Below are 15,611 nucleotides of genomic sequence, written 5' to 3'. Positions count from 1 at the left end.
CCGCGCCACGCCTCTACCAGAGGGTCGTGAGTCCCGGGAACATGGCGAACGCCGGGTCAACAGTGACGAGTACCAGGGACTCCCGGATCGCCTGGGCGGCGAGCATGCGGTCGAACGGGTCGCGATGCCCCCACTCCAGCCGACCGCTCAGACGAGCATGGTGCCACGCGATCGACAGCACTTCTGCTCCAAGCCGTGCGACATGGTCCTCAAGCGCGTCCAACCATGGACCGGCCCCGGGGAGCTTGCCGATACGGTGCTTGGTGAACAGCTCCCACGCGCTCGCCGTGGACACCACCAAACGGCTCTCCCGCGAGCGCAGCACCCCGGCAGCACCAGCCCCCAGACGGGAAGGCTCATTGATCGCCCACATCAGGGCGTGCGTATCCAGCAGGTAGCCATTCATGCCTCCTCCCAGGCACGCAGCTCCTCCTCGGGCAGCTCGTCGAAGAAGGAGTCAGGCAGCCGATAGCCGCCGAACCCGAGCTCGCGCTCGCCGTCGTCAACCGGGACCAGCCGTGCGACGGTCCGCCTCCCCCGAGCGATACTGATCGTGGAGCCGCTCTCGACCTCCTTCAGCAGCGCAGACAGATGGGTCTTGGCCTCCTGAACCTTCACCGTCCTCATGCGGCCATGATCACCTATCTGGTTCATGTTGGTCAACCAGCCTGGTCAGCCAGGACTCGCGCTTTCCGGAACCGATCTCGGTACAGGAATCGACCGATCTCGGCCAAGGGGCTCGGGTGGTCAGGAATCAGGGAACCAGCGCTCAGAGAGTCAGGCGGTCAGGTCCCGACGGCGCCCGGCCGCGTCGGCCACAGCCACCAGCACGACCGCGAGCGCCGCGCACACCGCGGGCCCGATCCACGGCCCGCCCTCCCCCAGCAGGAGTCGCGCCCCTTCGCTCGCCCCGGCAGTCCCGGCCTCCGGTACCGGCAGCCGGGGGACGTGCGTGAAGGGCGAGAGGTCGAGCAGCCGCTGTGGGGCCCGGGCCGTCGGCCCCAGCACCGAGATGCTCAGGGCCAGCAGGTAGGCGCCCCACCCCAGGGGCCGGGCGAGTCGGGGCACCACCGCGTGCAGGGCCAGCAGCCACGCGCCGGTCAGGAGCACCGCCGGCAGCTGGGCCGCCAGCCCGGCGACAAGGCCGCCGGCCAGCACCCAGGGCCTGGCAGTCGCCGGCGAGTCCTGAGCCATGAGAGCGGGAACCGCGCCGGCCGCCAGCCCCAGGGCGATGGCCGCGAGCATGGCCGCGCTCCCGGCGGCCGCCACCACGGCCCGGGCCGCGAGCCATCGGCGTCGGGACACCGGGGCGGACAGGACGCTCGCCGTCAGCCCGCGCTCCTCCTCCCCCACGGCGCCCCCGGCCAGGGCGACGGCGCAGGCCGCGGTGAGGATCCCGCCGTAGCGGATGATCATGGCGAGGTAGGTCTGGACGCTCAGCTGGTCGCCGAAGAAGGCCTGCATGGCCGGGTTGTCGGCGACCATCTGCTGGAAGGAGCTCTCGATGGTGGGGGCGAAGACGCCGTAGGTCAGGCCGAAGGCCAGACCGCCCACCACCCACCAGCCTCGGGCGGCGGCGCTCGTGCGCAGGGCCAGCCCCAGGGCGCCCGCGGGCCCACGGCGCCGGGTGCGCCAGGCCCCCGCGCCCGCGACCCGCCCCTCGCCCAGCTCGCGTCCGGCGTGCAGGGCCAGGCCCGCACCGATGAGGACGACGGCGACGCCGGCCAGCAGCCCCAGGGGCGCCCAGCGCAGGTCCACGTACACGCGGCTCTGCTGGATGAGGCCGATGGGGGTCAGCCAGGACAGGAGGGAGACGGCGGCGCCGGTACCGCCGCCTGCGCTCCCGGCATCGCCCAGGCCGCGCAGCAGGAACCAGGCCAGGACCAGCATGAGGCCGCCTCCGCGGGCGGAGCGGGCCGACGGCGCCAGGGCGCCCAGGACCAGTCCGCTTCCGGCCGCGGCCAGGGCCACGAGGAGCAGCCCGGCCCCCACCACCAGGCAGCCGGCCGCCTCCAGGCCTCCTGCCAGAGCGGCCAGGGCGCACAGCACCGACATCACCAGGGCTGCCAGGCCCGCAGAGCACAGCGCCGCCCGGGCACTCTCACCGCGTCCCACGGGGGCGGAGCGCAGCAGCTCGCTCGGGCCTCCCTCCTCGTCCCCGCGGGTGCGCGCGATCACCATGAGCACTCCCATGAGGGCGGCGACGAGGGCCAGCCAGCCCAGGGCCTGGGCGGCGAAGAGCGCACCCATGGTGGGGGAGGCCGCGTCCATGCCGAAGCCGGGGCCGGTGAAGACGGCGGCCGCGGGAGTCGAGTAGGTCAGGGCGGCGGCCCTGCGCTCCTCGACGGTGGAGTACATGGTGTTGAACATGGCCACGCAGTAGAGGGCCAGCACTCCTCCGCCCAGGGACCAGGCCAGGATGCTGCGCCGCTCACGACACAGGACCAGGCGGGTCAGTGGGGAGATCACGGCCCCGCGCGCCCTCGCCCGGGGAAGGGCGGCAGCCCGGCTCGCGCTCATGAGGCCGCCTCCTCATCCTGAGCGGCCGGGTCGGCTGGGAGAGCGGGAGCGGCCGGACCGGTTGGGCAGGCCGGGCGCGCAGCACCGGCGGAGCCCGCCGCCGCGCCGTCGTCGACGCCCTCGACACATCCAGCGCCCTCGTAGTGACGCAGGAAGAGCTCCTCGAGGCTCGGCGGGGCCGCGGTGAGCGAGCGCAGCCCGAGGGGGGCCAGGCGCTCCATGACCTCGGCGTTGCGAGCCGGCTCGATGCTCAGCTCGACCTCCCAGCCCCCGCCGTCGTCCTGCGCCCGGGCGGTGACGCGCAGGTCGTGAACCCCGGCGAGCCCGCCCAGGGCCTGCGGGTCGCGCTCGACGACGGCGTGCACGCGGGTGCGCAGCATGCCGCGGATGCGGTGCAGGGGCCCGCTCTCGACGGTGCGCCCGGCGCGCACGATGGTGACGGTGTCGCACAGCCGGTCCACCTCGGACAGGATGTGGCTGGACAGCAGGACCGCCGCCCCGCGCCCGGCCGCCTCGGCGACGCACCGGTTGAAGACCTCCTCCATGAGCGGGTCCAGGCCGGATGTCGGCTCGTCCATAACGAGCAGGTCCACGGGCTCGCTCAGGGCGGCGATGAGGGCGACTTTCTGCCGGTTGCCCTTGGAGTAGGCGCGGACCTTCTTGGAGGGGTCCAGGTCGAAGCGCTGGACGAGCTCGTCTCGTCGCCTGCTCGCCTCGGCCGCGCGCCCGGCGCCGTCGGGCTCCTCCCTGTCCCGCCGCCGACGGCGCAGCGAGGCGAGGGCCTCAAGGGTCTGGCCTCCGGTGAGCCCCGGCCACAGGGCGACGTCGCCGGGCACGTAGGCCAGGCGGGAGTGGAGGGCGACGGCGTCGTCCCAGGGGTCGGCGCCGAAGAGCCGGGCGCGTCCGCCGTCGGCGCGGATCATGCCCAGCAGGATGCGCAGGGTGGTGGACTTGCCGGCGCCGTTGGGACCGAGGAAGCCCGCCACCTCGCCGGGGGCGACGACCAGGTCCAGGCCGTTCAGTGCGCGGGTGGCGGTGCGCCCGCGACCGAAGGTCTTGGTCAGGCCCGCGATGTCGACGACGGCGCCGGGTGCGCTGGAGCTCATGAGTCCTCCCGGGGCGAGCCTGGTCGGGGCGTCCGGGGCTCGGCCGGGGTGTCGGCCGGCGGGGGCTCGGCCGGGGTGTCGGCCGGCGGGGGCTCGGCCGGGGTGTCGGCCGGCGGGGGCTCGGCCGGGGTGTCGGCCGGCGGGGGCTCGGCCGGGGTGTCGGCCGGCGGGGGCTCGGCCGGGGTGTCGGCCGGAGCCTCGGCAGGGGAGGTGGCCGAGGTGACCCGGACGTAGTCGGCGTAGAGCCCGGGGTCGGTGAACAGGGGCCGGGAGTAGAGCTCTGCGGTGACGGGGCCGTAGCGGTCGATGAACTCGCCGACGGCGGACTCGATGTCGCCGGGGTCGGAGGCCTCGTAGCGGGCGAAGAGCAGCAGGGCCCCGAACCCGGAGTAGAGGAGGTAGCGGGCGCGCGCCTCCTCGTTGCGGGAGGGGGTGATGGTCCCGGCCTCGACGGCGGCGGCCGTGTAGGACACGGCGTCCTTGACGAAGAGGTCCAGCAGCTCGGTGGCGAGCTCGCCGCCCTCCGCGATCGAGCGCATGGCGTAGGCGGTGGCCGGGACGTACTTCTCGACCTGGGACATCTGGGTCATGAGGTCCACGGGGCCGCCGAAGTAGGTCGAGGCGCTCTTGGCCTCCATGGTCAGGCGCAGCACCTCGGCGTCGCAGGCGCGGCGCAGGCCGTCCTTGGAGCCGAAGTGGTGGGTGATGAGCCCGGCGGTGACCCCGGCGTCGGCCGCGATGGCGCGCAGGCCTACGCCGAAGCCGTCGCGGGCGAAGCGGCGCAGGGCCGCGTTGCGGATGCGGGCGGCGGCGGTGAGGTCCGGGTCCGGAGACGACGGAATTGAACACATGATTAGGATACTATACGAACGTCTAGGATAGCGCAAGAGCCTCCACGCCCCGCCTCGTCGCGCCCGGCGCCGCCCGCGCTCTCAGGCAGGAAGAACCGACAGGCCGCTGCGTTACCATATCGAGCCATTACGATTCGGCCTCCTTTCTTGAGAGGCACGACATCGGGTTGCTAATCTCCTCCAGGAAATGCGGGAAGCCACGATCCCCACATGAGATGGATATTTCTCACACCTTCCCGCATAGACCCTACCCCCTTCTGAGAGGACTCCCATGTCTTTCTTGTCGCGCATGCGCGCCCCCGGCAGGTCGGTCATTGCCGGCGCGATTGTGCTCATACTTGTCCTGGTCGCGTCCTGGGCCGGGCTGACCCTATCCGCTCAGGCCGCGGTCAACGAGAACATCAAGATCAGTGACTTCTCGCTGGTGTCCTCCAACGGAAACGGGGCCGAGGACCCCAGCTACAACAACACCAAGGTCGATGACATCCTCAAGCTGAAATTCGCCTGGGATGCCACCAACGCGGACCCCAGGAGCGGGCAGTCCTTCCAGATCACGCTGCCCAGCCAGCTCCGCAACCGCGAGAGCCTGACCGAGCCGATGAAGGTGACCTACAACGGCGCCGACCACACGATCGGCGAGTGCGTCATGGACGACCAGACCATCACCTGCACCTTCAGTGACGCCCTCGACACCCTCCGGGGCCAGGGATTCGACGGCTTGAACGGCAGGGGATCCGCGCTGGTCGTGGCCGCCAAGGCCACGGAGGAGTCCACGGTGACGATCGACGCCAACGGCAAGAAGACCGCCGTGCCGATCCCCGGGGGCCGCATCGCTGAGAACAGCGGCATCAGCTACACGCCTGAGACCCTGCGCAAATGGGCATTCGACGTCACCGCCGCCTCGAAGCAGATGGACTGGGAAGTCGATCTCGGCCCCTCCCAGCTCAAGGATGTCCTGGCAGGAGCGGGCACGCCCATCGTTCTGGACGGACACACGCGTTCCACCATCACCCTCACTGACGAGATCAGTCCCGGTCACGCCTACTCCCCGGACCTCTCGAAGTGGCATCTCGATATCGGTACCAGCTCCACCCGCGATGCCATCTACGGGCAGGTCACCGACGCCACCGGAACCGACCAGGACACCTCCCAGGGAGACTTCGACCTCAACGTCGTCATTGAGGGCAACCGGGCCACCATCACCATCACCGGCCCCTTCGCCGCGGACACCAACTACATCATCTACTACGCCTCGACGCCCTCCTCCGAGAACGGGACGGTCCAGCCCGGACTGGAGTACAAGAACAACGTCCACCTGAAGGGCACCGACCGGGAGGCGTCCTGGTCCGTGTACTACACGAGGTCCTTCACCATCGACGTGAAGCTCGCCCCAGGCTTCGGAGGCTTCAGCGTCGCCAAGCTGCTCACCGGCTCCGGCGCCCCGAAGGTGCCCGCCGGCACGACCTTCGACGTCGCCGTCGACTACACCCTGCCCGGCGGCGCCACCGTCGACACCTACCAGGGCTGGACAGCCCCCGGCACCGTCAACGACTCCCGCACCGGAGGCCGCACGGTCCTGAAGGTCTCCAGCGGAGACACGACCACCTACCCGGGGACCTTCCCCGCCGGCACCGTGCTCACCCTCAGCGAGGACACCTCCACGGCGTCCGCGACCCCGGAGGGGACCGCCTGGGGCAGCCCCGAGTTCACGGTCGATAATCAGGCCGGGTCCAGCCTCACCATCGCCGACCAGAAGTCGACCGCGGTGACGCTGAAGAACACGTCCGAGGAGACCGCCCCTCGCACCGGCCGGTTCTCGATCGCCAAGACGGTGAGCGGCGACGGCGACTTCACCGGCTCCACCTTCGTCTTCCCCTACGCCTGTGACAACGGCGCTGCGGGCGTCCTGCGCGTCCCCGGCGACGGGACCGTCGTCACGAGCCCCGAGCTGGCGGAGGGAGCGACCTGCGAGGTCAGCGAGGACACCAGCGAGGCCGCGCAGGACGGGTACTCTCTCGTCTCCTCGCTCTCGAAGAGCTCGGTGACCATCGCCGCCGGAGAGGTGATCGCGGTGACGGCCACCAACACCTACTCGCGCGAGACCGGCACCTTCTCCGTGGTCAAGCACGCGACGGACAAGGAGGAGCCGCAGCCCGATCCCGTCTCGGCCTCCGGCGACCCTGCGGGCGCTGCGGCCGACGACCAGCAGGCCGCCGGAGACACGGAAAACACGGCCCTGGCGGAGAAGGAGTTCATCTTCACCTACACCTGCAATGACGCCAACGCCACCAAGGGCACGCTGAAGGCCAAGGGCAACGGGTCCACCACGCCCTCCAACGTCCAGCTGCCCCTGGGCACCTCCTGCACCATCACCGAGGACGTGGCCGACGCGCAGGTGCCCGGATACACGCTCAAGGCGCCCGAGGCGCAGACCGTGACGATCGGCCCCAAGGACCAGCTGGTGGAGGCCTTCTTCACCAATGTCTACACCCCGACGGAGCCGGAGCCCACGCCGACGCCAGAGCCCACGCCGACGCCGACGCCAGAGCCCACGCCGTCGCCCGAGCCGAGCGACTCGCCATCACCCACGCCCGCCCCGACGCCGGAGCCCAGCGAGGCCCCCTCGCCGGAGCCCAGCGACTCGCCGGCTCCCGAGCCGAGCGAGATGCCGACGCCCGAGCCCAGCGACCCACCGTCACCCACGCCCGCCCCGACGCCGGATGAGCCGAGTGAGTCGCCAAGCTCGCCGGCGCCGGACGGCGGGAGCTCGCTGGCGCGCACCGGAGCGAGCATGTCGATCGCGCTCCTGGCCGCCACGGCCGTCGCGGGCGGTGCCGTCCTGCTGGTCGAGCGCCGTCGGGCCTGATTCCGCTCAACCCGCATAAGAGCGCCGGTGGAGTCCTCGGGGGCTCCACCGGCGCTCGCGCGCGTGACGGGCCCCCGGTCGCGGCCCGGATAATGGCTGGGGCAGCCGCCTCGCCCAGCTCCTGCTCTCCATCGTCCTCGTGCCGCTCGCCGCCCTCTCCGTGCTCAGAATAATCCCGGCCCTGCGCTCGACGGGTTACGCCAGCGTGTACGGCTCCGTCCCGAACCTGATTGCGATTATGGGCTTCAGCATGACGCCGCTATTTCGCAGGGCCGACGACGAGTCCGCGTAAGGCGCGCCCTCATGCGGCCGGTCCCCGCCGACGCCGGCTGATAGCAGCAGGCCGACGCCGGTCGGGTCAGGATGTTCCCATCGTGAGGGTGATGCGGCGAATCCAAGACGGGTTGTGACGATAGAAGCCGCTCACAGTAATGAGATCGACCGGCTCGGTGCTGGTCGTCAGAACCCGATCCTTCTCACTGGAGGCGGGCAACCAGGACGCAGGTGTGCTCGTGCCGTCCGATTCGTTCGCATCGGGCGTTCGCAGCACCCATACGTCGCCGGTGGGCGTGATTCGCCGCGTCACGATCATTCCCGTCACACTGAGACGCGCCCCCGTCTCAGGATCGACGAGCTCCCGCGGAGCCTCGCGCTCCTGCGCTTTCCCGGAGGCGTCCGGGTCGCCCGCTGCGCCCGTGCGGTCCGCGTAGCCCGTATAGCACTCCGTCCAGCCGTTCGGATATACGCGGTAGACATGATCGATGGTGCTGCGAGTCTCTCCAGTATCGGGATCCGACAGGCTCAGGGCGGCGGGAGAGCCGGTCGAGGACGCGCAGTGCGAGGAGTAGCCGGAGTACTTGCGCGGCGAGGTCACGGCGCTGTTCGCGGTCGCGCCCACGAGCCAGCCGGTTGCCGGCCACCTGAAGGGATCGGATTTCGGATCCGTCAGGGAGTAGGACGTCATGGTTCCGCCACCGGGATGGAAGGTGGGCGAGGTCTCGACGACAAGAGCATCGTTGGTCAAGGCCTGGCCCAGAACCCTCTCGCCCGTCTCCACGGCGCGCACCACCTCCCCGGTCTCGGCCGAGAGCACCACAAGGGTCCGAGACTGGTCGGTCACATCATCTCCCCGCCGGGCGGATTCCTCAATCGAGCGCGGCACGAGCAGTACCACGATGTAGTCGCCGTCGGGGCTGGCCAGGAAGCTCTTGGCCGCGAACCTGTCTTTTCGCTTCGAGGGGTCCTCCGAGCGCGCATAGCTGCAGGCGGCTTCTGACGACAGCACCCTGTACCATCGCACAGTGCCCGTTTCCTGGTCCAGTGAGACGACGGCGGTGCTCTGCCGGCGGGGCGAACCAGGGGTGGAAAGACCTGCTGAACCAGAGGAGGAGTCCTGCGCGCAGGCCCAGACAGGGCGCGGATTCATCGAGCCCTGCGGGCTCGGCGCGCTGCGCAGCAGCCGATGTCTTCATATCATTTCACCCCGTAGATACGATACTCGTGCTCATAGAATCCGCCCTCGCTATTCGTATCGACGAGAATGACTGAGCCCCCGGGAGCCGCCACCACGCACGGCACAGAACGGGACGTATAGCTTCCCTCCACCAGCTGACTGAGACTATATTCCAAGTCACGCCGGTCCGATACGTCGTCAGCGGTGGATGTTGAGGAGATCGGAACTGTGAGCGACGCGGATCCGTCTGACGCCTGGACCCGAACGGCCATCTCCTCCCCATGGGGCTCGCCGGCCTGCCAGCCATAACCCACCGAGGCCCTGGTCATGCTCGCATCCTGCGGGCCCATGGAGACCGTACGGGCGGCGGGATCGAAGACGGAGCCGACCCAGGAGTGATCCGCAGGATTCTCCGATCCGTCGGTACCCTGCTCGGTGAGCTCGGGATACATGACGAGCTGCCGAGAGGCCATGGAGGCCATGGAGGCCATCCGGTTGAGTCCGGCCGTCCTGCCCAGGGCAACTCGTTCGGCGGCGTCGCCGCCGTGGGCGCCGACGTCGTCGATGCTCACCGCTGACGCGTCCCGGCTGCCGGACTCGCCCGCGCTCCCTTCTTGCGTAGACGGCCACTGCTCCGTCGACAACCACGAGCACCCGGTAACCTCTCTTATCGGAGATGGGGTCGAGAGCCACGTCCTGCAAGGTGGTAACGGAGTCCAATGCGGTGTCGGGCACGAGATCCGGGCGACCCACGGGATTCGATTCGGATTCCTTGTCCTGCCTCCACGCACCGGCAATGAAGGTCGAGTGCCCTGCGGGCCCCGAGTACATGCCGGCGTTCCGGTAGTCCGACGCGAGGGTTCCCAGGTGGTGCCCGTCGGCCAGGGAGAATGCCTGGTCGCGAATGAGCACCGCGGAATCAGTGAGCTGCAACCGCCCCGGACTCGCCTCGTCCATTGGTTGCCGAACGGCGACATCACCGGTGATCGTGTCGAGGACGATCACGCTGCCACTCTCCTCCCGTTCGGGGAAGCTGCGCTTGAGGCGAACCTGAAAGGCCAGGTGCTTGAGGTCGGGGCTGGGAACCAGGTACGTCTCCGGCTCGGGCACAGAATCATCGCTCGCCGATACAAAGCTCGCACTGCGCACCTGGTAGCCCCACAGCGTGGATCCGTCCTGGGAATCGAGTCCCCTGACAGTGCCCTTATCCAGGACAACAGGACCACGCGCATCTGCCACGACATCCAGGACCCGGCCTGATTCGATATCGCGATCCCAGACGCAGGGCGCGCAGAATAATAGTGGTGCTCAGCATTGGTGAGGCAATGGTGCGAGGCGCGGCGTCGCCCGCCTCTCCCGGTTCGCCATCCCGGGCTGCGCCGCCCCGGGCCCCGCAGTCCCCGAGCGGTCCGCGCCCGCGTGCTGGACGTCCTCGGCCAGGCACCCCCTCCCTTCCCGCCGCCTCCCCCTCTTTCCCCTCCGCCCGCCCCCTTCGCCGAGATCGGCGGCGCCGCAGCCACAGGGCCGCAACCACCAGGCCGGCGATGGCGGCCAGCGTCCCCGCCCGGGCGGGGAGCGGCGGCGTCGGGGAGATCCCGACGACCGTGATCCCAACCACGAGGAGTATCAGGCAGCTGGCGACCACGCCTCCCAGCATGGAGCGGCGCGACGAGACGGCGGGTGCAGGCACCCGGCCAGTCTAGAAAGGCTCCGGCCCTGCCTCATCGAACCACGGTTCGGCAGCCCCCGGCCCGATGCTCCCGGCCGCCCAGGCGCGGACGACGGCGGTCCAGGCGGGCGGGATCCTGCGCCTCATCCGAGCGGACGCGTGAATGCAGCGTTCCGTGCCACGGCAGGAGGCGGATTCAATGGGCCGCTCTACCTCGTCGCTCTGGCTACTTCCGCTCACAGGCGATGCCATCGTTGTCACGGTCCAACCCGGACCGATATCCGGGTTCGCCCCGATAAAGCGGGGCGGCGCCGGCGGCTCGGGCCGCATCGCAGTTGCGATAGTAGACACTCTCGGGCGTTGGATGAGCCGCAGGCGCCTCCTCGGGACTCGAAGAATCGCCGTCATCCGCGGTACCAGCATCCTGCCCGCTCGCCGAGCCCTCATCCTCAGACCGGGGGGCGGCGGGCTCAGGCGCAGCCCGCTCCTCCGGAGCCTGCGTTGCCGGGGCCGGGCTGTAGACGATGGTGGGCACCGGCGTCGGGGTGTAGACAACCGTGGGCACCGGCGTCGGGGTGTAGACAACGGTCACTTCCGGAGAGGGAGTATCCGTCGAATTCGGACTCGAAGTCGCAGTGGTGGACGAGCCAGAGGCACCGACCCCGATACCGAGGAGGAAGCTCAGAAAGACCAGAATGAAAGGCAGCGACTTGCGGAGCAGTTCGCGATGCCGAGGTGTCGGCCGAGGGGAGTGCACAGGAACGGGGTAGGAGGGCGAAGGGGGTGCGGGAGAGAAAGAGGGTCTGAAGGGCGTAGTCATGGGGGCCTCGAGCAGAAGGGGACGGCGACGTCTAGTCACGGGCATTCAAGCACGCCATCGGGACGGGCCTGCAAGACCACGTCAACCGTTGCAGAACTGGTACCTGCGCCCCGAGCACTCCGGGCGTTCAGGGAGCAGGCGGAGGCCGGCGTCGGCGTCCGGCATAGGACCGGGGTCCGGGGCCCGCGACTCGCCTCCTCCCGGTAGGCGATGTCGCCTGTGCGACCGCGCCGGCACGCTTGACGCATAACCGCCTCCACCAGTCCCCACCGGCTCGGCGAGCGCCATCAAGGCGCCGCCAGGGCGACCCGCATCGCGCAGGGCGTCTTCGTGGTTGTCTATGCAGGCTGTTTTCTCCTCAGTCCGGGCAGGCTCCTGATCCCGGGCGACTACCGCCTTCCTGCTGCGGGTCACGGGCCCGTCGGGCGCGGTGCTGCAGAACGACGAGAGCGTCTTCCGCATCGCGGCAACGCTCACACCGCTCCTCTTCGTCACTGTCGCCGGAGTCGCGGGCCCGTCCGTGGAGGAGCTGTTCTTCCGGCAGTTCCTCATCGGATTCATCGAGCGGTACTCACGCACCGTCATGGTCGACCTCAGCGCCTTCGCGCCGCTGCTCCTCCAGCGAGTCTTCCAGTGAGGCCCTCGCCGGGAACGGTGGATATCGGCGAAGGGGTGCGGGAACTGGGCGAGAGGATGTCGGCTCCGGAGACGGCGGCTCGACTGGCTCGGATACGTCTCTGCGCCCACCCTCATGCGGTACCCGCCTTGTCCTACTTGTTACCCCGCTCGGGCCCAACCGCCCGCGCCCCGCGCGCCCGCCGGGCCATGGCGCACCCCGGCGCGCTTCGCTTCCCGTCGAGCGGCCGCCCCGCGCCGTCGGCCCCCGACCGAGCCCTGAGAGCCGCTGCCCCGGCGCCGAGCTCGCCAAGGACCCCGCCCGGGCCCCTTATCCTGGCCCCATGCACGCGTGGCGCTCCGGTCTGACCAGGCTGGGCCGCAGCCTCATCACCCTCCAGCCGGCCCCGGGCCGCGCCCGCCGGGCCCTGCGGTGGGTGGCCGCCATCGCCCTCGGCCTGATCGGGACCGTTCTCATCCTGGGACCCACCCGCGGCTCGCTGGGGCTGCTGGGTGCGATGGTGGCCAACTCCGGCCGCGAGGCCCCGCTGCGCCGTCGCGTGCGCACCCTGCTCGCCGTCGGGGCGACGACGCTGGTATGCCAGAGCATCGGCATCCTCATCGCCCCGCACCCCGCCCTCATCCCCCCGGTCATGACGGCAATGACGCTGGTGGTGGTGTGGACCTGGCACGCGCTCCTGACCGGACCGCCGGGCCCCATCGACACCGTGTTCGCCGGGGCCTTCGGCACCTACATGGGCTCGGAGGGCTGGACGGTGCCGACCCTCGTCCCCATCACCGCCCTGGCCTGGGCGCTGGCCTCGGCGGCCTCCCTGCTGCTCCTGGCCCTGGACCCGTATGCGCCCGAGCGCGAGAGCGTGGAGGAGGCGGAGCAGGCTGTCGCCGCCTACTGCCGCCTGCCCGCGCCCACCGACGACGACGGCGCCTCCCTGGTCTCCCAGCGCGCCATCGCGCGCTCGCGCGCCTGGATCGGTGTCGACGACGCCTGGCACATCCTGCGCACCGGGCGCACTCCCGGCACCGTGCCGCTGACCGCCCGGGGGCGGGCGCTGGAGGAGCGCCTGCGCGCGGCCCACCTGCGGCTGGTGTCGGTCCTGCACGCCCAGTCCTTCCCCGGCGACCACCCAGACATCACGGACAACTTCGACCTGGTGCCCATGGGCCGGCCCAAGGCCCGCTACCTGCTGCGCACCGCGGCAGAGCGCGGGTCCCGCCCCCGCCTGGTGGCAGGGAGGGCGGCGACGGCGGTGCTCCTGGCCTCCTCGGCGGCGTTCCTGTCGCCGGTGGGGCGGCCCTACTGGGCGATCCTGTCCTCGCTCATCGTCCTGCACATGGGGGCCTCCCGTGCGGATCTCACGATCCGGGCCGCCCACCGGGTCATCGGCACGGCCCTGGGCACGGTCGTCTACCTGGGGATCGTCGCGCTCGACCCGTCGACCTGGGTGCGCCTGTGCCTGGTGATCGCCGCGGTCTACGCGCTGGAGAGCCTGGTGACGCGCAACTACGCGGTCGCCGTGGTCTTCGTGACCGTCTTCGCGCTCATGCTCACCCCTGCGGCATCCTCTGCGCAGATCGTGACCCTCATGGGCGACCGCGTGCTGGAGACCGTCATCGGGGCGAGCTCGGCGGTGCTCGTCACCTGGTCGATGGGGCGGCGGGCCCCGGTGCTGCTCGTGCGCAGGCAGTACCGGCTGACCCTGAGCTCGCTCGTGAAGGTCCTCGCGGACCTCGCCGACGGGCTGGAGGACACCACCATCCGCTCCGGCGAGGCGGCGGCGCCCGGCCGCGGCTGGTGGCGCCGGGCGAGGTGGCACCCGCTGACGTCCCTGGTGCGCGACCACCGGCGTCGTCTCGTCTTCGAGCTGGGGCGGGCCGGGGCCGTGCTGTCCTCCGCCCGCCCTGATGATCCCGCCGCCCTCGAGCCGTGGTACGCGGTCCAGCGGGAGGTCTCCTCCCTGGGGTACGACGTCGTGGCGGCCACCTGGCGGGATCCGGGCGCGAACCGGCGGGCGGCGGCCCGCGCGTACACCGAGCTGACCTTTCTCATCGCCGCCCTGCCGCCGATCTCCTCGCGGAACATCTCTCCCGACAGGCTGGCGGCGAGGGTCGCGGCGATCCGCGCGGTCTTCCTCGCGGGAGCGTAGCGGAGCCGGCCCCGGCTAAGACAGCTCGCGCGCCGCCCTCAGGCCGCGAGCGGATCGAAGACGGCCAGGCCGTGAGCGCGGGCAGCGTGCACCAGGCGGGCGTCGTGGGTGAAGACGGTGACCGGATCACCCGGGTCGTCGAGCAGCAGTGCGGTCGCCAGATGAATGGCGTCCAGGGACTTCAGCTCCTCAGTCATGGCGCACGCCCGCTCAATCACGTCGTCATTAATGTCCACCAGACGCACTCGGTCGACAATCTCCTGCGCCTTGGCCGGGTCCGTCCCGGTACGGTGCGTCAAGCGGAGCAGCTCAACACGAAAAAGAACCGAGGAGATCAATCCGTCTTCCCGGTGAAGCCTGTTCACAATACTGGCCGCACGCGACGCCCCTTCCTGACCGAGGAGGGACAGCGCAACGAAAGACGTGTCGATGTAGTTCAATCGACGAGCTCCTCACGATCCTCGGCAAGCAGCGCCTCAAGCGTCAGCCCCTCCGGCAAGGTCCAACCGTCGAGAGGAATATGGGAGTCGCCCTTGGCGGGTCGGACCCGGCCCTGGCGGACCATGCGCTGGTACCAGGACTCCCCGCGCCGGATGGGGACGATCCGAGCGATGGGCCGACCGTTGTCGGTCACCGTCACCGGCACACCGGTGGACTCCACCTCCCGACAGACCTCCACAGCCCGCCGACCGACCTCACGCAGACCCACGCTCCTGGAACCGGGAGCCATGGGCGCACCCATCACATCCATGACACAAGGCTACCGACCACAGCAACCCGCCCCAACAGCCGGCGCGCCGTCCTCAGGCCGCCCGGTAGGTGAACCGCTCCCAGCCGAGGGCTCCGATGCGCTCGGCCATGCGCTCGCAGGCGGCGTCCCAGCCCGCCGCAGTCACCGCGAAGTCGCCGGTCGTGCCCTTGCCGCGCGCCTGCTGCAGGGCGTAGACCCGCGCCCCGGCCTCGTGCACGCGGCGCGCGACCTCGACGGCGTCATCGGCGGTCACGTCCCCGGGCACGACCGTGGTGCGCACCTCGAACGGAGTGTCCGCCTCCAGCAGGACCTGCAGGCTCTCCCACGCCTTCGCCGCGGCGCCGGGCCGCCCGACCACGGCCTGATAGTGCTCGGGCAGCGCCTTGACGTCCAGCCCCACCCAGGAGACGAGCCCGGAGGCGACCAGGTCGCGCAGGCGCCGCGGGTAGGCACCCGCGGTGTGGAGCCCCACCCGGAACCCCATCTCGACGACCTCGCGGGCGGCGTCGGCGAGCGCGTCCTGGCGCAGCGCCTCGCCGCCGGTGAAGACGACGCCGTCGAGCAGCCCGCGGCGCCGCCCCAGCAGGACGCGCACCTCCTGCCAGGCGACGGCCCCGGGCGTGCGCGTGGGGATGAGCGCCTGGTTGTGGCAGTAGAAGCAGTTCCACGGGCAGCCCTGGGCGAAGACCGTCGCGGTGAGGTGGTCGGGCCAGTCGACGGTGCTCATGGGAACCAGCCCGGCAATGACCAGGTCGTCAGCCGCGCGGGACCGAGGGTGGCGGGAGACTGCCTCTC

Annotated in this window: 14 protein-coding genes; 3 read left to right on the top strand and 11 right to left on the bottom strand. The window is 70.7% G+C overall.

Annotated elements, in window-relative coordinates:
* Positions 1-13 precede the first annotated feature (13 nt).
* The 5 genes from AIF0345_RS01380 to AIF0345_RS01360 all read right to left on the bottom strand — a co-directional run bounded on the left by AIF0345_RS01380 (position 14) and on the right by AIF0345_RS01360 (position 4,477).
* Positions 14-406 carry a type II toxin-antitoxin system VapC family toxin gene (locus AIF0345_RS01380; RefSeq protein WP_268917921.1) on the bottom strand — a complete coding sequence of 131 codons (393 nt, stop codon included), beginning with the start codon at positions 404-406 and terminating at the stop codon, positions 14-16.
* Entirely contained in the window at positions 403-627 is a 225-nt protein-coding gene (locus tag AIF0345_RS01375; RefSeq protein ID WP_268917920.1) for a type II toxin-antitoxin system Phd/YefM family antitoxin, read from the bottom strand. The genes AIF0345_RS01380 and AIF0345_RS01375 overlap by 4 nt, the downstream gene beginning before the upstream one ends.
* 150 nt (positions 628-777) lie before the next feature.
* Positions 778-2,520: a hypothetical protein gene (locus AIF0345_RS01370; protein ID WP_285296903.1), complete on the bottom strand. Its 1,743-nt coding sequence runs from the start codon at positions 2,518-2,520 to the stop codon at positions 778-780.
* Positions 2,517-3,626, bottom strand: coding sequence for an ABC transporter ATP-binding protein (locus AIF0345_RS01365; RefSeq protein ID WP_285296902.1), 1,110 nt, complete (start codon positions 3,624-3,626; stop codon positions 2,517-2,519). The genes AIF0345_RS01370 and AIF0345_RS01365 overlap by 4 nt, the downstream gene beginning before the upstream one ends.
* Positions 3,623-4,477 carry a TetR/AcrR family transcriptional regulator gene (locus tag AIF0345_RS01360; RefSeq protein WP_285296901.1) on the bottom strand — a complete coding sequence of 285 codons (855 nt, stop codon included), beginning with the start codon at positions 4,475-4,477 and terminating at the stop codon, positions 3,623-3,625. The genes AIF0345_RS01365 and AIF0345_RS01360 overlap by 4 nt, the downstream gene beginning before the upstream one ends.
* A 271-nt stretch (positions 4,478-4,748) precedes the next feature.
* Here AIF0345_RS01360 and AIF0345_RS01355 point away from each other — a divergent pair, with 271 nt between their 5' ends.
* A complete protein-coding gene (locus AIF0345_RS01355) occupies positions 4,749-7,343 on the top strand; it encodes a DUF7926 domain-containing protein (protein WP_285296900.1) in 2,595 nt (864 codons plus the stop codon).
* A gap of 358 nt (positions 7,344-7,701) precedes the next feature.
* Here AIF0345_RS01355 and AIF0345_RS01350 read toward each other — a convergent pair whose 3' ends face one another.
* From AIF0345_RS01350 to AIF0345_RS01340, 3 genes are all read right to left on the bottom strand, one after another.
* Positions 7,702-8,769, bottom strand: a complete 1,068-nt coding sequence (locus AIF0345_RS01350; RefSeq protein ID WP_285296899.1) for a hypothetical protein — start codon at positions 8,767-8,769, stop codon at positions 7,702-7,704.
* Between the two features lie 47 nt (positions 8,770-8,816).
* Positions 8,817-9,368, bottom strand: coding sequence for a hypothetical protein (locus tag AIF0345_RS01345; RefSeq protein WP_285296898.1), 552 nt, complete (start codon positions 9,366-9,368; stop codon positions 8,817-8,819).
* A 1,323-nt stretch (positions 9,369-10,691) separates the two neighbouring features.
* Positions 10,692-11,285, bottom strand: coding sequence for an excalibur calcium-binding domain-containing protein (locus AIF0345_RS01340; protein ID WP_285296897.1), 594 nt, complete (start codon positions 11,283-11,285; stop codon positions 10,692-10,694).
* A gap of 430 nt (positions 11,286-11,715) precedes the next feature.
* Between AIF0345_RS01340 and AIF0345_RS01335 the strand changes: the two genes are divergently transcribed.
* Both AIF0345_RS01335 and AIF0345_RS01330 read left to right on the top strand, forming a co-directional pair.
* Positions 11,716-11,922 (top strand): CPBP family glutamic-type intramembrane protease, encoded by a 207-nt coding sequence (locus AIF0345_RS01335; RefSeq protein WP_043562188.1) that lies wholly within the window; start codon positions 11,716-11,718, stop codon positions 11,920-11,922.
* Between the two features lie 322 nt (positions 11,923-12,244).
* Entirely contained in the window at positions 12,245-14,065 is a 1,821-nt protein-coding gene (locus AIF0345_RS01330; RefSeq protein WP_268917912.1) for an FUSC family protein, read from the top strand.
* 38 nt (positions 14,066-14,103) lie between these two features.
* Here the strand turns inward: AIF0345_RS01330 and AIF0345_RS01325 are convergent, their stop codons facing one another.
* The 3 genes from AIF0345_RS01325 to AIF0345_RS01315 are packed head-to-tail and all read right to left on the bottom strand — an operon-like array spanning position 14,104 to position 15,567.
* Positions 14,104-14,505, bottom strand: a complete 402-nt coding sequence (locus tag AIF0345_RS01325) for a type II toxin-antitoxin system VapC family toxin (protein ID WP_268917911.1) — start codon at positions 14,503-14,505, stop codon at positions 14,104-14,106.
* A complete protein-coding gene (locus AIF0345_RS01320) occupies positions 14,502-14,816 on the bottom strand; it encodes a type II toxin-antitoxin system Phd/YefM family antitoxin (protein WP_285296896.1) in 315 nt (104 codons plus the stop codon). The genes AIF0345_RS01325 and AIF0345_RS01320 overlap by 4 nt, the downstream gene beginning before the upstream one ends.
* 52 nt (positions 14,817-14,868) lie before the next feature.
* On the bottom strand, positions 14,869-15,567 hold the full coding sequence (locus tag AIF0345_RS01315) for an anaerobic ribonucleoside-triphosphate reductase activating protein (protein WP_285297870.1): 699 nt from the start codon (positions 15,565-15,567) through the stop codon (positions 14,869-14,871).
* Positions 15,568-15,611: the final 44 nt, after the last annotated feature.

This window comes from Actinomyces israelii (assembly GCF_030253495.1).
Classification (GTDB): domain Bacteria; phylum Actinomycetota; class Actinomycetes; order Actinomycetales; family Actinomycetaceae; genus Actinomyces; species Actinomyces israelii.
The sequence above is the reverse complement of the archived record's forward strand: the minus strand, read 5'-3'. Positions and strand labels throughout refer to the sequence as shown.